Origin of the sequence: Streptomyces aureus, from assembly GCF_000725495.1 — a bacterium.
Lineage (GTDB): Bacteria > Actinomycetota > Actinomycetes > Streptomycetales > Streptomycetaceae > Streptomyces > Streptomyces aureus_B.
Genome location: NZ_JNZD01000018.1, coordinates 1 through 16,256 on the forward strand (window position 1 = coordinate 1; position 16,256 = coordinate 16,256).

Sequence of the window (16,256 nt, forward strand, 5' to 3'; positions counted from 1 at the left end):
CGTCGTCGCCCGGAGGGCGGCCCGGCGGCGTCATGGGGGTGCCCCCTGCTCGAGCGAAGCCGAGAGCTCGGGGGAGCGTGCTCTCGGCGTGCCGGCCCCGGGCCCGCGTACTGGATGTACTCGGGTCTGGGGCCGGTGCGGCGAGAGGGCGTGCATGGCGTCGCCGGGCAGACGGGAATGGTCAGGCAGGCCCTAGGCGCCCGCACCGCCCGAGCCGGGGAGTTCGACCGAGACGTGCGGGGACAGAGCGCGCAGGAAGTCCGGGGCGTCGAAGATCTCGCCGGCCGAGGCGACTCCGACGGTCCTGGTCCGGCCCGTGAGGATCCGGTCGAGCGCCTCGACCACGAGCGGCGCGGTGACGGCGTAGATGTCCCGGCCGCGTGCCACCGCCCGCCGCTCCTCCCCGTCCGAGCGCACCACGACGTCGACGACGAAGGTCTGCCCGGACCGCCCGCTCGCGTCGGCGGCGCTCGGGGCCGGGGTGTCCGGGGCAGCCAGCTCCCCGGCCGCCTCGACGGTCATGTAGGTGCACACCTCCCCGACGGCGAAGTGGCTGGGCACGGTGACCACGTCGGCCATGGAGAACTCGCCGAGGACGGCACGCGGGCCCAGCGGGCCGGGGAACGGCCACTCCAGGGCGGGCAGGGCGCCCTCGACGTACTCGAGCCTTCCCCCGGTGTACCGGACGCGCCGGCCGCCGCGCCGCTCCCGGGACACCGCGCCCGCCGCCCGCGTCCCCGCCGTGGGGTGCCAGCCGCTCAGCCCGTAGGCGACGTGGACCTCCTCGGCCGCGGTCCGGTCGCCCATCGCGGCGGTGACCAGCAGGTCGCCGAAGCCGCCGTAGAAGGCCATCGCGGGGACGACCACCGCTCCCGCCGCCTTCGCACGCTCCGCGAAGCGCGTGAACGTGTCGAGGTTGGCCTCGATCTCGGCCGCCACGTCCAGGTACGGGATCCCGGCGCGCAGGGCCGCCTCGACCACCGGGGCGGCCGTCGTGGCGAAGGGCCCGGCGCAGTTGACCACCGCCACCGACCCGGCCAGCGCGTCGTCCAGCGCGGCCGGGTCGTCGACCGCCGCCGGACGGACGTCCGCGCCCGGCAGGGAGGCCGCCAGGTCCTTCAGCTTCCCCGCGTCCCGGCCGGAGAGGACCGGGGTGAACCCGCGCCGCAGCAGTTCGGCCACCACGAACCGTCCGGTGTGCCCGTACGCGCCGTACACCGTCACTGCCTGCCCCGACTCCATGGGTTCTCCCCCACTCGAAGTGAACTGCCTTGATCCGTCAGGGACATCCTGGCGAGGACAGGCTCCCCGGACGAGTGTCCGGAACGACGTGCCCCGTACAATTCCGGACATGCCCTCTGTCGCCCTGGCCGTCACCGACGGGATGCTGCACTTCGAACTCGGCCTGGCCTGCGAGGTCTTCGGACCGGCGCCGGACGCGGTGCGGGTCCCCTGGTACGACCTCGCGCTCTGCGGACCCGAGCCCGTGCGCGTCGGCCCGTTCCGACTGGAGCCCGGCCACGGCTTCGACCGGCTCGCGCGCGCCGACACGGTGATCGTCCCGGGCTGGGCCGACGTCGACCGGGAACCGCCCGCGGCCCTCGTCGACGCGGTGCGGGCGGCCCACGAGGCGGGCGCGCGCGTGGCCTCGCTGTGCACCGGCGCGTTCGTCCTGGCCGCCGCGGGCCTGCTGGACGGCCGGCGCGCGACCACGCACTGGGCGCACACCCGGGCCCTGGCCGCCCGGTATCCCCGGATCGACGTGGACCCGGACGTCCTCTACGTGGACGACGACGGCGTCCTCACCTCCGCGGGCAAGGCCGCCGCCATGGACCTGTGCCTGCACCTGGTCCGCCTCGACCACGGCTCCTCGGTCGCCAACACCGTCGCCCGCAACCTGGTCGTGCCCCCGCACCGGGACGGCGGCCAGGCCCAGTTCGTCAGCACGCCCGTGCCCGCGCCCGGACAGCACCCGCTCGCCGACCTGCTCCCCTGGGTCGTCGAGCGGCTGGACCGTCCGCTGACCGTGGAGGACCTGGCCCGCCGGGCCGGGATGAGCTCGCGGCACCTGGGCCGCCACTTCAGGGCGGTGACCGGCACCACCCCGCTCCAGTGGCTGCTCGTCCAACGGATCCGTCACGCCCAGGAGTTGCTGGAGACCACCGACGCGGGCGTCGACACCATCGCGGCGGCCACCGGCATGGGTACGGGCACGACCCTGCGCCGGCACTTCAACCGCACGGTCGGCGTGCCGCCGGACGCCTACCGCCGCACCTTCCGCGCACGGACCCGCCCCGGCCCGGCCGACGACGGGGAGCCGCACCCGGCGCACTCCTGAGCGGGCACGGCCGGCCGGCGCTCCTGAGCCGGCACCGACGGCCGGCGGCCTTGGCACGGCGGGCAGCTCCTGAGCCGGCGGGTCGGCGAGCGGCCTCGGCGCGGCGGACCGCACCTGGGCCGACACCGTCGGCGATCGGCCCGGGCGCGGCGGGGACAATGGCTCCATGGCAGCAGAGAGCACCCGCCACCCGGCCCGCGCGGAACTGACGAAGCGCTGGGAGGACACCGTCGCGGCCGCACGGGACGACGCCGAGGGGTCCGGCCCGGCGCCGGGACCCTACGCGGACAACCTCCTGGACCGCTGGGCCGAACCGCAGCGCCGGTACCACACGACCGACCACCTCCTCGCGGTCCTGGACCGCATCGACGAGCTGGAGGCCCACGGGGAGCGCGCCGGGGATCCGGCCGCCGTGCGCCTGGCCGCCTGGTTCCACGACGCCGTCTACCTCCCGGACCGCTCGGAGAACGAGGAACGCTCCGCCCGGCTCGCGGAGCGCGCGCTGGCCGAACTCGGCGTCGCCCCGGACCGCACGGCCGAGGTCGCCCGGCTCGTCCGGCTCACCGTCACCCACGACCCCGCCGAGGGCGACGGCGACGGCGCCGTCCTGTGCGACGCGGACCTCGCGGTCCTGGCCTCGCCCCCGGCCGCGTACGCCGCTTACACGGCCGCCGTCCGCGAGGAGTACGGGTTCGTCCCCGACGACGCCTTCCGCGTCGGCCGGTCGGCGGTACTGCGCCAACTCCTCGACCTGCCGCAGCTGTTCAGGACCCCGTACGGGGAACGCACCTGGACCGGCCCGGCCCACCGCAACATGGAGGACGAACTGAGGGCCCTGACCGGCGCCTGACGCTCCGGCGGCCTGATCCCGGCGCCCGGTTCCCGGCGCACGGATCCCGGCGGCCGGCTCGGCTCCGGGCGCGGCGCTCCGGCGGCGCGTGGGGGGCCAGGCGCTGGGCTCCACCGGCACACCGGACGGCTGTCCGCCGGCATGACCGGCGGGCGGGAAGGCCGTCCGCCGCGCAGAAAGCCAGACACCGCGGACCACGCCGGACACCACGCACCGCCCCCGCCCGCCCGCGCCGCCGACCCGCGGGAAGGCCAGGCACCGCGCACCGCCGGCCCGCCGGGAAGGCCGGGCGCCGGACGCCCATGCCGGCCGCGTGGGAAACGCGTTGGACGGCGGGCGTCCGGGCCCGTACCAAGGAGGCATGCCTCCGAGTCCCGGACCCCTGAAGCCGGACATAGCCGCAGCCCGCCGAGCCTCCGGCCCTCCCTCCCCCGCCCCGGCCGCCGCCGGCCCCGGCCCGGAACCCGCCGACTCAGGCTCCGCGCCGGAACCCGCCGACTCAGGCTCCGCGCCGGAACCCGCCGGCTCAGGCTCCGCGCCGGAACCCGCCGGCTCCGCCGAGGGCAGCGCCGACTTCGGCCCGGACGGCGTCGAGGACGGCGGGCGGCCCCGTATGCCGCTGGCCGTGCACGTCCTCGCCCTGTCCGTCTTCGCCCTCGGCACCAGCGAGTTCATGCTGTCCGGGCTGCTGCCGTCCATCGCGCGGGACCTGGGGGTGACGATCCCGCGGGCGGGCCTGCTGATCTCCGCGTTCGCGATCGGCATGGTCGTCGGCGCGCCGCTGCTCGCCGTGGCCACCCTCCGGCTGCCGCGGCGGACCACCCTCGTCGCCCTGATCGCGGTCTTCGGACTCGGCCAGGTGGCCGGGGCCCTCGCGCCCGGGTACACCGTTCTGTTCGTCTCACGGGTCGTCAGTGCTCTTGCCTGCGCGGGGTTCTGGGCGGTCGGGGCGGCCGTGGCCGTCGCGGCGGTGCCGGTGACCTCGCGGGCGCGGGCGCTCGCCGTGATGATCGGCGGGCTGTCGGTCGCGAACGTGCTCGGGGTGCCCGCGGGCGCGTTCCTCGGCGAGTCGCTCGGCTGGCGGGCCGCGTTCTGGGCCGTCGCGGCGGCGTCCGCCGTCGCGCTCGTCGGCATCGTGACCCTCGTGCCGCCCATCGCACCCCCGCGCGAGCGGCCGCGGCTGCGCCGGGAGCTGCTCGTCTACCGCGACGGCCGGGTCTGGCTGTCCGTCGTCACCATCGCGCTCACCGCGTCCGGGGTCTTCTGCGCCTTCAGCTATCTCGCCCCGCTGCTGACCGAGGTCTCGGGCCTCGACGAGAGCCGGGTCCCGACCGTGCTCGCCCTGTTCGGGGTGGGCGCCATCGCCGGGACGGCGCTCGGCGGGCGGTTCGCGGACGCCCATCCGTTCCGGGTCCTGCTCTGGGGGATGGCGGCCGACATCGTCGTCCTCTGCGCGTTCGCCCTGCTCGGCCGGTACGCCGTCGCGACCGTCCCGCTGTCCTTCCTGCTCGGGGTCGCCTGCTTCAGCACCGCCCCGGCCCTGAACGCCCGGATGTTCCACCTCGCCGCGGCCGCCCCGACCCTGGCGGGCGCCACCACCACCGCCGCCTTCAACCTGGGCAACACGGCCGGTCCCTGGCTCGGCGGCGCCGTCATCGACGCGGGGCTCGGATACCCGGCGACCGCCTGGGTGGGCGCGGCGCTGACCGGCGCCGCCGTCGCGCTGACCCTCGTGGCCCTGCGGACGCACCGCCGCGGCCCAAACGCGCGGGCCGCCGGAAGGGCCGACAATCCCGTACGTTCCCGGGCGTGATCCGTCCTATTCTCGGCGGCATGACTGACATGGGCGGGGACCGGGTCGAAGAGGCCGTCGCAAGCTGCGCCACGCTGCTGCGGGCGGCGGCCGAACGCGACTGGGAGGGGACGCGGGCGGGAAGGCTGGAGTGGAGCTGCCGGCGGACCGCCGAGCACGTCGCCAGTGATCTCATCGCGTACGCGGGCCAGTTGGCGGGGCGGGCGAAGACGGCGTACGTGCCGTTCGAGATCACGCTGGACGAGGGCACCGGCCCCGCGGGGGTGGTCCAGGTGATCGAGACGACCGGCGCCCTGCTCGCCGCCGCCGTCCGCACGACCCCGCGCGAGGTGCGCGCCTTCCACCCGTACCCGTTCCGCAGCGCGAACCGCGAGGGCTTCGCCGCGATGGGCGTCGCCGAGGTCCTGCTGCACACGCACGACATCGCGGAGGGGTTCGGCCTGCCCTACGAGCCGCCGACCGGGCTGTGCACCTGGGTGCTGGCCCGGATCTTCCCGCACGTCCGGCCCGAGCCCGACGCCCCCTGGCGCACGCTTCTGTGGGCCACCGGGCGCGGGGACCTGCCCGGCCGGGAGGCGGTCACCGGGTGGCGCTGGAACAACAACCTGGTGATCGGCACCGAGCGGCTCACCCTCCAGGGGGTCACCCCGGCCGCGGCGGCGGATCTGCGCGCGGGCGGCACGGGCGGCTTCGAGTGGATCGAGGGCGGCCCGTTCCACGGCACCCGGGACGCCGCCGGATCGGTCGTGAACGCCTACGAGAAGGGGGTGCACCGGCCGGAATGGGGGATGTTCGTGCTCGTACGGCGCGAGGACGGTCTCGCGGTCGGCGCGATCGGCTTCCACGGCGTTCCCGACGACGAGGGACGCGCCGAGGTCGGCTACGACCTCGCGGAGAACGCCCGCGGCCGGGGCTACGCAACCGAGGCCCTGCGGGCCCTGGCCGAAGCGGCCCTCGCCCGCGACGACGTCAAGCTGCTGTTCGCCGCCATCGAGCAGGAGAACGCCCCCTCGCAACGGGTCATCGCCCGCGCCGGTTTCACCCGGGCGGGAGAAGAGGTGGAGCGGGTCGCCCACGAACTGCACGGCCTGGAGCCGTCGTTGAGGCTCTACTCCCGCGAGGCCTGAGCCCGTGCGGGGGCCTGAGCCCGGGCGGAGGTCCGAGCCCGTGCCGGGGTCTGCGCCCGCACGGGGACCTGAGCACGTGCAGGCGCCTGACCCCGTGCCGGGGCCGGGCTCCGGAAGCGGCCGCGTCCGGTCACCGCGCCGCACGCTTGCGGCGGCGCAGTCCCGCTCCGTGCAGCAGCCGGACGACCTCCCGGCTGCTCACCTCCACCGCTCCGGCGGCGACCGCGTCGGCGTAGCGGTGCGAGGGGATGTCGTAGTGGTCGCGTTCGAAGGCCCGCGGGGGCGCGCCCAGTTCCTCGGCGAACGCGTGGAGTTCGTCGTAGGAGACGTCGCTGATCAGATGGGACCAGACCCGGCCGTGCCCCGGCCAGGTGGGCGGATCGATGTAGACGGTCACGAGGGCGGGTTCGTGCCGGTCGCCGAGCCGAGGGAGCCCACCGGGGAGATCTTCACGCCCGCCTGGTGGCACACCCAGTGCGGATCGGGGCCCAGTTCGGGCTCGACCTCCAGGGCGTGCGGGTCACCGGTGGAGCACACCGGGCACAGCGGCCACCGTCCGTGCCGCTCCAGGAGCGCGTCCTGCACGTCCTGGGCGACGAGCCCGGCGACGAACTCGGCGCCGTCCGGCCACTGCTCGACCCACCAGCGGCGCTGCACCACCGAGTCCTCGACCAGGGAGACGACGTCCGCCTCGGCGACCCGGCCCGCGACGAGGTCGGCGAGCACACGGGCGCGCGCCGCGTGCAACGCCTGCTCCAAGGGGCTGAGGGGGGTGCCGGAGGGGTCCATGTCCCCATTGTGCGCACCCTTGACCGTGCACCCCAAAGGAAAATATCTTTCATAATGTGACCCAAGACGTGAAGGAAATTTTCGCCGGTGGGGCGCCGCCCGCCCCCGCGGCCCTCGCGGCCAAGGTGCGGACCCTCGCGCCCTCGATGACGCGTTCCATGCAGCGGGTCGCCGAGGCCGTCGCCGGTGACCCGGCCGGCTGCGCGGCCCTCACGGTCACCGGTCTCGCCGAGCTCACCGGCACCAGCGAGGCCACGGTCGTGCGCACGGCCCGGCTCCTCGGCTATCCCGGGTACCGCGACCTGCGCCTCGCGCTCGCCGGGCTCGCCGCCCAGCAGCAGTCGGGCCGGGCGCCCGCCGTCACCGCCGACATAGCGGTGGACGACCCGATCGCCGACGTCGTCGCCAAACTCGCCTACGACGAGCAGCAGACCCTCGCCGACACCGCCGCCGCGCTCGACACCGCCCAGCTCGGCGCCGCCGTGGCCGCGATAGCCGCCGCCCGCCGCGTCGACATCTACGGCGTCGGCGCGTCCGGGCTCGTCGCCCAGGACCTCGTCCAGAAGCTCATGCGGATCGGGGTCATGGCCCACGCGCACAGCGACCCGCACCTCGCGGTGACGGGCGCCGTGCAACTGCGTGCCAAGGACGTGGCGATAGCCATCACGCACTCCGGCTCGACCGGCGACGTCATCGAACCGCTGCGGGTCGCCTTCGAGCACGGCGCGACGACGGTGGCGGTCACCGGCCGTCCGAGCGGACCCGTCACGCAGTACGCCGACCACGTCCTCACCACGTCCGCCGCCCGCGAGAGCGAGCTGCGCCCGGCGGCCATGTCGTCGCGCACCAGCCAGCTCCTGGTGGTGGACTGTCTGTTCGTGGGGGTCGCCCAGCGCACCTACGAGACGGCGGCGCCCGCGCTGTCCGCCTCGTACGAGGCCCTGGCGCACCGCCACTCCCCGCGCACCGGGCGATAGCCGCGCCGCACGACCGACCTCATCGGAAAGAGCCGCCTCTCCATGACCTCCATGTCCGACCACGGCGATCTTCGAGCTGAGCTGGAGACGCTGACCACCGAGGCGTTCCGCCCCGAGCTGTCGGAGATCGACCGGCTGCCCACGCTGGAGATCGCCCGGCTCATGAACGGGGAGGACACGACGGTGCCGGCGGCCGTCGCCGCGCAGCTCCCGCTGATCGCCGCCGCGATCGACGGCATCGCGGACCGCATGGCCCGCGGCGGCCGGCTCATCTACGCGGGCGCCGGGACCGCCGGCCGCCTCGGTGTCCTGGACGCCTCGGAGTGCCCGCCCACGTTCAACACCGATCCCTCGCAGGTCGTCGGGGTGATCGCGGGCGGCCCCTCCGCCATGGTCGCCTCGATCGAGGGCGCCGAGGACTCCCGGGACCTCGCCGCGGCCGACCTGGACGCGCTCGCGCTGACGCCCGACGACACCGTGGTCGGGGTCTCCGCCTCAGGCCGCACCCCGTACGCGGTCGGCGCGGTCGAGCACGCCCGCAAGCAGGGCGCGCTGACGGTCGGGCTGTCCTGCAACGCGCACAGCGCGCTCGCCGCCGCCGCCGACCACGGCATCGAGGTCGTGGTCGGCCCCGAACTGCTCACCGGCTCGACCCGGCTGAAGTCCGGCACCGCGCAGAAGCTCGTCCTCAACATGCTCTCGACGATCACGATGATCCGGCTCGGCAAGACGTTCGGGAACCTGATGGTCGACGTCCGGGCCTCGAACGAGAAGCTGCGGGCCCGCTCCCGCCGGATCGTCGCGCTGGCCACCGGCGCCTCCGACGAGGAGATCGAGCACGCGCTCGCCGCCACCGACGGCGAGGTGAAGAACGCCGTCCTGACGATCCTCGGCGGGGTGGACGGGCCCACGGCCGCCCGCCTTCTGGAGGAGTCGGGGGGCCATCTGCGCGCGGCGCTGGCGGCTTCGGCCGGCTGACCAGCACGCTCGGGGAGTGCGCACACCGGACTCCACCACAGCAGCGGCGATCCTCCCCCTCGTGGGCGGACCCGAGAACGTCCTTTCCGTCGCCCACTGCATGACCCGGCTCCGGCTGGTTCTGCGGGACCCGGACGCGGTGGACGGGGCGGGCCTGCGGGCCCTGCCCGCCGTCCTCGGCCTCGTCGCGGACGGCGGCTCGTGCCAGATCGTGCTGGGCCCCGGCACGGTCGCCCGGGTGACCCGGTCGTTCGAGGCCCTGCTGACCACCGTCGGGCCCGCCCTCCCCGACCCGCCCGCACCCGGCGGAGCGCCGGCCCCGGCTCCCCTCGTCCCGTCCGGCGGCGGACCAGGCACCCCGCCCGGCGCCGGACCCGCGGACCGTTCCGCCCCGCCCGGCACCCGCCCCGGGGCCCAGGAGCCGCCGGCCGCCCCGTTCGGTGCCGGACCCGCGGACACCGCGGGCCTGCTCGCCGCGCGCGGGGCCGAGCTGAAGACGGCCCGAGCCCGCCGCAACGCCACCCCCCTCAAACTGTTCCTGCGGCGGATCGCGGACGTCTTCGTACCGCTGATCCCCGCCCTGATCGGCTGCGGGGTGATCGCCGGCCTCAACGGCCTGCTGGTCAACCTCGGCGTGCTCAGGGGCCTCACCCCCGCCCTGACCGCCATCGCCGCCGGGTTCATGGCGCTCATCGCCGTCTTCGTCGGCCACAACACGGCCAAGGTGTTCGGCGGCACCCCGGTCCTCGGCGGCGCGGTGGCCGCGGTCGTCGTGTACGCGGGCGTCGCGAAGGTCACCGTCCTCGGCGTCACCCTCGCCCCCGGCCAGGGCGGCGTGCTGGGCGCCCTGGCCGCCGCCCTGCTCGGGACGTACGTGGAGAAGTGGTGCCGCACCTGGGTCCCGCCCACCCTGGACGTCCTGGTCACCCCCACCCTCACCGTGCTGCTGACCGGCCTGGTGACGCTGTACGCGCTGATGTACGCGGCCGGCCGGCTCTCCGCCGCCATCGGCACCTCCGCCGCCTGGCTGCTCTCGACCACGGGCGCCTTCGCCGGGCTCGTCCTGGGCGCCCTGTTCCTCCCCCTGGTGATGCTCGGGCTGCACCAGGCCCTCATCCCCATCCACACCACGCTCATCGAGCAGCAGGGCTACACCGTCCTGCTCCCCGTCCTCGCCATGGCGGGCGCCGGCCAGGTCGGCGCGGCCCTCGCGGTCTACGTCCGGCTGCGCCACGACACCTCGCTGCGCACGACGATCCGCTCGGCGCTCCCGGCCGGTCTCCTCGGCGTCGGCGAACCCCTGATCTACGGCGTCTCCCTGCCCCTCGGCCGCCCTTTCGTGACGGCCTGCGCGGGCGGGGCGGCGGGCGGCGCCTTCATCGGCTTCTTCTCGATGCTGGGCGACCGCGTCGGCTCGACGGCCATCGGCCCCTCCGGCCTGGCCCTGTTCCCCCTGCTGTCCGGCAACCGGGGCCTGGCCGTCAGCGCCGCGGTCTACGCGGGCGGCCTGCTGACCGGGTACGCCGTCGGGTTCGCGGCCACCTACCTCTTCGGCCTCCGCGGTATCCCCGCGGACGGCCACGGCGGCGCGCCCGACGGTGACCCGGACGGCGGGTCCCCGGCCCGCCGGACGGAACCGACCGCCGTATAGCCGTGCTGTCGGCGGCGCGTGCGAGGCTGGGGGCATGAACCACGCACAGCTGACCGCCCTCGGCCGCGCCCTGCGGCTGCTCGGGGAGCACGGCGACGCCCTGAACGCCGACACCCCCGACGCCAGGCTGCACGAGGTCAAGGCGGATCTGAAGCGGGCCCTGGACCTGCTCGACGAGACGGTGACGACGGCCGCGCCGACCACCCGCTGCGCCGAGCACCCGAACGGCCCGGTGGACGAGAGCGCCCCCGACCGCTGCCTGCTCTGCGAGACGCGCCGCCGCACCGCCCGCCGCACCGAGGTCAACGACGCGTACGGGCACGGCCGGACCCCGGCCCCGGACGAGGTGCCCGACCGGACGATGTCCCGCTACGGAGTCCGCGGCGACCGCCCCCAGCCCCAGCAGCGCTGGCTCCCGGAGGTCTGGAACGGCCAGACCTGGAACCTGTGCGGCACCCCCCGGCGCGACCGCCAGGAGGCCGAACGCTACCTCGCCGCCGAGCGCCGGGCCCCCCGCCCCGGCATGGCGTACCGCCTGGTCCACGAGTTCACCGACTACGAGGTGCTGCGCATCTGGGGCACCCCGGTCAAGGTCGACATCGAACCGATGGGCAACCTCTAGGCGGGCGGCCCGCGCGGCTCCCCGGTCCGGGACCGGGTCACGGCAGTCGCCCCTCCGCGTTGATCCGCCGCACCCGGGCCCGCAGCACCTCGCCCGGCGGTGCCTCCCCGAGGGCATCCGGCGGACAGTCCCACTCCAGTCCGCCGCCGGGCGGCCGCAGTTGTACGAGGCCGCCCTCGCGTCCCATCACCTGTCCGAGCCGTCCGTCCCGCACGTCGATCGCGTACTCCTCGCCCGAGGTCATCCGCACATCACCGGTCCTTTCACGCTGAGTGTTCCTCATCACCACCCAGCGTGATCGGTGCGCCTGTAGCCTGGCCAGGGTCGGCGCTCCAACAACCCCATCTGTTCGACAGGGAGTCGCCATGCCCGGCCCCAAGGACCTCGACCCCTCCGCCTCCCCCCGCGCGATGATCGGTGCGGAGCTCCGGCACGCCCGGGAGAACGCCGGTCTCAGCCAGTCCGAGCTGGGCGAACCCCTCTTCGTGAGCGGTTCGTTCATCGGCCAGCTGGAGTCCGGGACACGGCGCCTCCAGCTGGAGTACGCCGTCCAGATAGACGGGATTCTCGGGACCAAGGGGTTCTTCGAGCGCAATTGCAGGGCCCTGGCGAGGTCGAAGTACCCGGACCATTTCGTGGAGGCGGCGGAGGCGGAGGCCTTGGCGGCGGCGATCAGGGAGTACGCGACCCTGCTGATTCCAGGGCTGTTGCAGACCCGGGGGTACGCGGAGGAGATCTTCCGCGCCTACCGGCCGACAGCACCGGAGGAGGAGATCGAGGCGCTGGTGACAGCCCGGTTGGATCGCGCGCGACTCATCGGCAATCCAACAAGGCCGTTGTTGTGGGTGGTTCTGGACGAGGCGGTGCTCCGGCGCAGGGTCGGTGGCGGTGCAGTGATGTCCGCAGCCCTCAGGCACATCACGGAACTTGCCCATCGACACCGGATCATTGCTCAGGTGCTGCCGTTCCGCTCTGGAGCCCACGCGTCGATGACGGGCCCGCTGAAGTTGATGGAGTTCGAGGACGCTCCGCCGCTGTCGTTCGTGGAAGGCCCGGACATGGGGAAGCTGCTGGACGATCCGGCAACCGTCGCCCGCCACAACCTGACCTTCAACCTCCTTCAGGCCGCCGCCCTTTCACCGCAGGACTCGCTGGCCCTGATCGAGTCCGTGGCGCAGGATTGCGAGCATGGAGACCAACACCCGTGAGAACGACCTCGCCTCCTTCACCTGGCGCAAAGCCAGCTACAGCGGGGGCGAGGGCGGGAACTGCCTGGAGGTCGCCCAAGGCCACCCCACGCTCGTCCCCGTCCGGGACTCCAAGAACCCGGGACCGGTGATCGCCTTCGGCGCCACCGCCTGGGGTGCCTTCGTCGCGCATCTCGGCTGAGCGCAGGAGCGCAAAAAGGGACGGCGCCCACGTCACGGCGGGCGCCGTCCCTCCCCCGTTCCCCCCGGGGTCACCGGGAAGCCTTGGTCAGCTCAGCGTGCTCAGCGCCGCCGCGTCGTAGGGGGCGAGCTCGTCGAAGCGGCCGGCCAGGACCTTCGCGGCCCACTCGGGGTCCTGGAGCAGCGCGCGGCCGACGGCCACGAGGTCGAACTCGTCGCGCTCCAGGCGGTCGAGGAGGTCGTCGATGCCCTTGACCGGGGAGCCCTCGCCGACGAACGCCTTGATGAAGTCGCCGTCCAGGCCGACCGAGCCGACGGTGATGGCGGTCTTGCCCGTGAGCTTCTTGGTCCAGCCCGCGAGGTTCAGGTCGGAGCCGTCGAACTCGGGCATCCAGTAACGGCGGGTGGAGGCGTGGAAGGCGTCCACACCGGCCGCGGCGAGCGGGCTGAGGATCGCCTCCAGCTCCTCCGGGGTCTCGGCGATGCGGGCCTCGTACGCCTGCTGCTTCCACTGCGAGTAGCGGAAGATGACGGGGAACTCGGGCGAGACCGCGGCGCGCACCGCGGCGACGATCTCCGCCGCGAACTTCGTACGGGCCACCGGGTCGCCGCCGTAGGCGTCCTCGCGGCGGTTGGTGCCGGACCACAGGAACTGGTCGATCAGGTAGCCGTGGGCGCCGTGCAGTTCGACGCCGTCGAAGCCGATGCGCTCGGCGTCCGCCGCGGCCTTGGCGAAGGCCTCGACGACGTCGTCGAGGTCCTGCTGGGTCATGGCCTTGCCGGTGACCTGCGCGCCCTCCTTGTAGAGGCCGGAGGGGCCGACGGGCGGGGCGTCCGCGAAGGGCGGCTCGCCCGCCTTGCGGACCATGCCTATGTGCCACAGCTGCGGGACGATCGTGCCGCCCGCGGCGTGCACGGCGTCGGCGACCCTCGCCCAGCCGGCGAGCTGGTCCTCGCCGTGGAAGCGCGGCACCGCGTCGCTCTGACCGGCGGAGTCGTGGCCGACGTAGGTGCCCTCGGTGACGATCAGACCGACGCCCGCGGCGGCGCGGCGGGAGTAGTAGCCGACCACGTCGTCGCCCGGCACACCGCCCGGCGAGAACATCCGGGTCATCGGGGCCATGGCGATCCGGTTGGGGACGGTCAGGCCGTTGATGGCGACGGGACGGGACAGGATCTCGGCGGCGCGGGACGCGGCGTCAGCGGTCACGTGGGGGCTCCTCGAAGAGGTGGTCGTCAGGGCGTCGAGCGGTCTGCGAGGCAGGAGATCCCGCGCGGTATGTGCACGTGCATCCACTGCTCACCGGGGTCAACCGCTCCATCGGGCGCCGCATTCCGCCGCCCGCGCCCGAGCCCCTGTGATCCGGGCCACCCTCGGTATCCCGCGCGCCCTCCGGCCGCGCCGGACCGGAGCGGGAAACGCCCGAGGGCGGCACCCTCCCCTGGGGGAAGGTGCCGCCCTCGGAACGTCAGGACGGTGATCGACCGGGGTCGATCAGAAGTCCATGTCACCGCCCGGCATGCCGCCCGGAGCGGCCGCGGCGGCCTTCTCCGGCTTGTCGGCGATGACGGCCTCGGTGGTGAGGAACAGCGCGGCGATGGAGGCGGCGTTCTGCAGAGCGGAACGCGTGACCTTCGCCGGGTCGATGATGCCTTCGGCGATCATGTCGACGTACTCACCGGTCGCGGCGTTCAGGCCGTGGCCGACGGGAAGGTTGCGCACCTTCTCGACGATGACGCCACCCTCGAGACCACCGTTGACGGCGATCTGCTTGAGCGGGGCCTCCAGGGCCAGACGCACGGCGTTGGCGCCGGTCGCCTCGTCGCCCGAGAGCTCGAGCTTCTCGAAGACCGAGGAAGCCTGGAGCAGGGCCACGCCACCACCGGCGACGATGCCCTCCTCGACGGCCGCCTTCGCGTTGCGAACGGCGTCCTCGATGCGGTGCTTGCGCTCCTTGAGCTCGACCTCGGTGGCGGCACCGGCCTTGATGACGGCCACGCCGCCGGCCAGCTTCGCCAGACGCTCCTGGAGCTTCTCGCGGTCGTAGTCCGAGTCCGAGTTCTCGATCTCGGCACGGATCTGGTTCACACGGCCGGCGACCTGGTCGGCGGAGCCGGAGCCGTCGACGATCGTGGTCTCGTCCTTGGTGATGACGACCTTGCGGGCGCGGCCCAGCAGGTCCAGACCCGCGTTCTCCAGCTTGAGGCCGACCTCCTCGGAGATGACCTCGCCGCCCGTGAGGATGGCGATGTCGCCGAGCATGGCCTTGCGGCGGTCACCGAAGCCCGGGGCCTTGACGGCGACGGACTTGAAGGTGCCACGGATCTTGTTCACGACCAGGGTCGACAGGGCCTCGCCCTCGACGTCCTCGGCGATGATCAGCAGCGGCTTGCCCGACTGCATGACCTTCTCCAGGAGCGGGAGCAGGTCCTTCACGTTCGCGATCTTGGAGTTCGCGATCAGGATGTACGGGTCGTCGAGGACGGCCTCCATACGCTCCATGTCGGTGGCGAAGTACGCCGAGATGTAGCCCTTGTCGAAGCGCATACCCTCGGTGAGCTCCAGCTCCAGACCGAAGGTCTGGGACTCCTCGACGGTGATGACGCCTTCCTTGCCGACCTTGTCCATCGCCTCGGCGATGAGCTCGCCGATCTGGGTGTCGGCGGCGGAGATGGAGGCCGTCGAAGCGATCTGCTCCTTGGTCTCGACATCCTTCGCCTGCTCCAGCAGGGCACCGGAGACGGCCTCGACGGCCTTCTCGATACCGCGCTTGAGGGCCATCGGGTTGGCACCGGCGGCGACGTTGCGCAGACCCTCGCGGACGAGCGCCTGGGCGAGGACGGTCGCGGTGGTCGTACCGTCACCGGCGACGTCGTCCGTCTTCTTGGCGACTTCCTTGACCAGCTCGGCGCCGATCTTCTCGTACGGGTCCTCGAGCTCGATCTCCTTGGCGATGGAAACACCATCGTTGGTGATCGTGGGCGCGCCCCACTTCTTCTCGAGGACGACGTTGCGGCCCTTGGGGCCGAGGGTGACCTTGACGGCGTCGGCGAGCTGGTTCATCCCGCGCTCGAGACCGCGCCGTGCCTCCTCGTCGAACGCGATGATCTTGGCCATGTGAAGTGGTCCTCCCGGACGGGGTGGATTGCTCCGGATCGCGCCCGCGCCCGCGACGGACGGCCCCCGAGCCCTGTGGTTCCTTGCCCCACAGGCCCGTGGACCTCGCCGGCCCGATCCAAGTTCTGTCACTCTCACTCGGAGAGTGCTAACGCCAATGATTAGCACTCGACCCCTCCGAGTGCAAGGTGCGCTCGCGAAGCGAGCCCGTTGTGGGGTGGTGGTCGGGCGACGGGCGGGCGCAAGGTGCGCTCGCGAAGCGAGCCCTCCGGAACGCACGAGGGGCCCGCATCCCTGGTGGGATGCGGGCCCCTCGTGCGTGAGTGAGTCGGTGGTCGTTCGCGCCCGATCAGACGGCGAGTTTGACCATGTCCGCCTGCGGACCCTTCTGGCCCTGCGAGATCTCGAACTCCACTCGCTGACCCTCTTCAAGGGTGCGGTAGCCGTCCATCTGAATCGCGCTGTAGTGCACGAAGACGTCCGCACCACCGTCGACCGCGATGAAGCCGTACCCCTTCTCCGCGTTGAACCACTTGACGGTGCCCTGAGCCATGCCTAACTCCCCTATTACTGGCCCTTGCACAGATCCACACTTCGCGGATCCG

17 protein-coding genes are annotated in these 16,256 nt (G+C 73.6%); 10 read left to right on the forward strand and 7 right to left on the reverse strand.

Annotated features, from left to right (window positions below; translation table 11 throughout):
* Window positions 1–192: 192 nt before the first annotated feature.
* The gene (locus tag IO36_RS21955; protein ID WP_037622275.1) at window positions 193–1,242 is read right to left on the reverse strand and encodes a saccharopine dehydrogenase family protein; all 1,050 of its coding nucleotides are present in this window, start codon (window positions 1,240–1,242) and stop codon (window positions 193–195) included.
* A 109-nt stretch (window positions 1,243–1,351) separates the two neighbouring features.
* Here IO36_RS21955 and IO36_RS21960 point away from each other — a divergent pair, with 109 nt between their 5' ends.
* From IO36_RS21960 to IO36_RS21975, 4 genes are all read left to right on the forward strand, one after another.
* The gene (locus IO36_RS21960) at window positions 1,352–2,338 is read left to right on the forward strand and encodes a helix-turn-helix domain-containing protein (RefSeq protein WP_037622276.1); all 987 of its coding nucleotides are present in this window, start codon (window positions 1,352–1,354) and stop codon (window positions 2,336–2,338) included.
* 166 nt (window positions 2,339–2,504) lie between these two features.
* Window positions 2,505–3,188, forward strand: a complete 684-nt coding sequence (locus tag IO36_RS21965) for an HD domain-containing protein (RefSeq protein WP_037622277.1) — start codon at window positions 2,505–2,507, stop codon at window positions 3,186–3,188.
* Window positions 3,189–3,801: 613 nt separating this feature from the next.
* Window positions 3,802–5,001 carry a Cmx/CmrA family chloramphenicol efflux MFS transporter gene (locus IO36_RS21970; RefSeq protein ID WP_037622447.1) on the forward strand — a complete coding sequence of 400 codons (1,200 nt, stop codon included), beginning with the start codon at window positions 3,802–3,804 and terminating at the stop codon, window positions 4,999–5,001.
* Window positions 5,002–5,021: 20 nt separating this feature from the next.
* On the forward strand, window positions 5,022–6,128 hold the full coding sequence (locus tag IO36_RS21975) for a GNAT family N-acetyltransferase (protein ID WP_051900807.1): 1,107 nt from the start codon (window positions 5,022–5,024) through the stop codon (window positions 6,126–6,128).
* 130 nt (window positions 6,129–6,258) lie between these two features.
* Here IO36_RS21975 and IO36_RS21980 read toward each other — a convergent pair whose 3' ends face one another.
* Window positions 6,259–6,525 carry a DUF4031 domain-containing protein gene (locus IO36_RS21980; protein WP_037622278.1) on the reverse strand — a complete coding sequence of 89 codons (267 nt, stop codon included), beginning with the start codon at window positions 6,523–6,525 and terminating at the stop codon, window positions 6,259–6,261.
* Window positions 6,522–6,917 (reverse strand): hypothetical protein, encoded by a 396-nt coding sequence (locus IO36_RS21985; RefSeq protein WP_037622279.1) that lies wholly within the window; start codon window positions 6,915–6,917, stop codon window positions 6,522–6,524. Before IO36_RS21985 ends, IO36_RS21980 begins: the two co-directional genes overlap by 4 nt.
* Window positions 6,918–6,973: 56 nt before the next feature.
* Here IO36_RS21985 and IO36_RS21990 point away from each other — a divergent pair, with 56 nt between their 5' ends.
* The 4 genes from IO36_RS21990 to IO36_RS22005 are packed head-to-tail and all read left to right on the forward strand — an operon-like array spanning window position 6,974 to window position 11,145.
* Entirely contained in the window at window positions 6,974–7,894 is a 921-nt protein-coding gene (locus IO36_RS21990; RefSeq protein WP_078943362.1) for a MurR/RpiR family transcriptional regulator, read from the forward strand.
* A gap of 42 nt (window positions 7,895–7,936) precedes the next feature.
* On the forward strand, window positions 7,937–8,872 hold the full coding sequence (murQ, locus tag IO36_RS21995) for an N-acetylmuramic acid 6-phosphate etherase (protein ID WP_037622281.1): 936 nt from the start codon (window positions 7,937–7,939) through the stop codon (window positions 8,870–8,872).
* A 16-nt stretch (window positions 8,873–8,888) separates the two neighbouring features.
* Complete coding sequence (locus IO36_RS22000; RefSeq protein WP_051900808.1) at window positions 8,889–10,523, forward strand: PTS transporter subunit EIIC; 1,635 nt, start codon at window positions 8,889–8,891, stop codon at window positions 10,521–10,523.
* Between the two features lie 34 nt (window positions 10,524–10,557).
* The gene (locus IO36_RS22005) at window positions 10,558–11,145 is read left to right on the forward strand and encodes a hypothetical protein (RefSeq protein WP_037622282.1); all 588 of its coding nucleotides are present in this window, start codon (window positions 10,558–10,560) and stop codon (window positions 11,143–11,145) included.
* 37 nt (window positions 11,146–11,182) lie between these two features.
* Here IO36_RS22005 and IO36_RS22010 read toward each other — a convergent pair whose 3' ends face one another.
* Window positions 11,183–11,389: a hypothetical protein gene (locus IO36_RS22010; protein WP_037622283.1), complete on the reverse strand. Its 207-nt coding sequence runs from the start codon at window positions 11,387–11,389 to the stop codon at window positions 11,183–11,185.
* A gap of 121 nt (window positions 11,390–11,510) precedes the next feature.
* Between IO36_RS22010 and IO36_RS22015 the strand changes: the two genes are divergently transcribed.
* Complete coding sequence (locus IO36_RS22015) at window positions 11,511–12,353, forward strand: helix-turn-helix domain-containing protein (RefSeq protein ID WP_037622284.1); 843 nt, start codon at window positions 11,511–11,513, stop codon at window positions 12,351–12,353.
* Window positions 12,334–12,534 carry a DUF397 domain-containing protein gene (locus IO36_RS22020; RefSeq protein WP_037622285.1) on the forward strand — a complete coding sequence of 67 codons (201 nt, stop codon included), beginning with the start codon at window positions 12,334–12,336 and terminating at the stop codon, window positions 12,532–12,534. Before IO36_RS22015 ends, IO36_RS22020 begins: the two co-directional genes overlap by 20 nt.
* An 87-nt stretch (window positions 12,535–12,621) precedes the next feature.
* Here IO36_RS22020 and IO36_RS22025 read toward each other — a convergent pair whose 3' ends face one another.
* The 3 genes from IO36_RS22025 to IO36_RS22035 all read right to left on the reverse strand — a co-directional run bounded on the left by IO36_RS22025 (window position 12,622) and on the right by IO36_RS22035 (window position 16,204).
* Window positions 12,622–13,743: an NADH:flavin oxidoreductase gene (locus IO36_RS22025; protein ID WP_037622286.1), complete on the reverse strand. Its 1,122-nt coding sequence runs from the start codon at window positions 13,741–13,743 to the stop codon at window positions 12,622–12,624.
* A 285-nt stretch (window positions 13,744–14,028) separates the two neighbouring features.
* Window positions 14,029–15,651 carry a chaperonin GroEL gene (groL, locus tag IO36_RS22030; RefSeq protein ID WP_037622287.1) on the reverse strand — a complete coding sequence of 541 codons (1,623 nt, stop codon included), beginning with the start codon at window positions 15,649–15,651 and terminating at the stop codon, window positions 14,029–14,031.
* A 349-nt stretch (window positions 15,652–16,000) separates the two neighbouring features.
* Window positions 16,001–16,204, reverse strand: a complete 204-nt coding sequence (locus IO36_RS22035; protein ID WP_005315736.1) for a cold-shock protein — start codon at window positions 16,202–16,204, stop codon at window positions 16,001–16,003.
* Window positions 16,205–16,256: the final 52 nt, after the last annotated feature.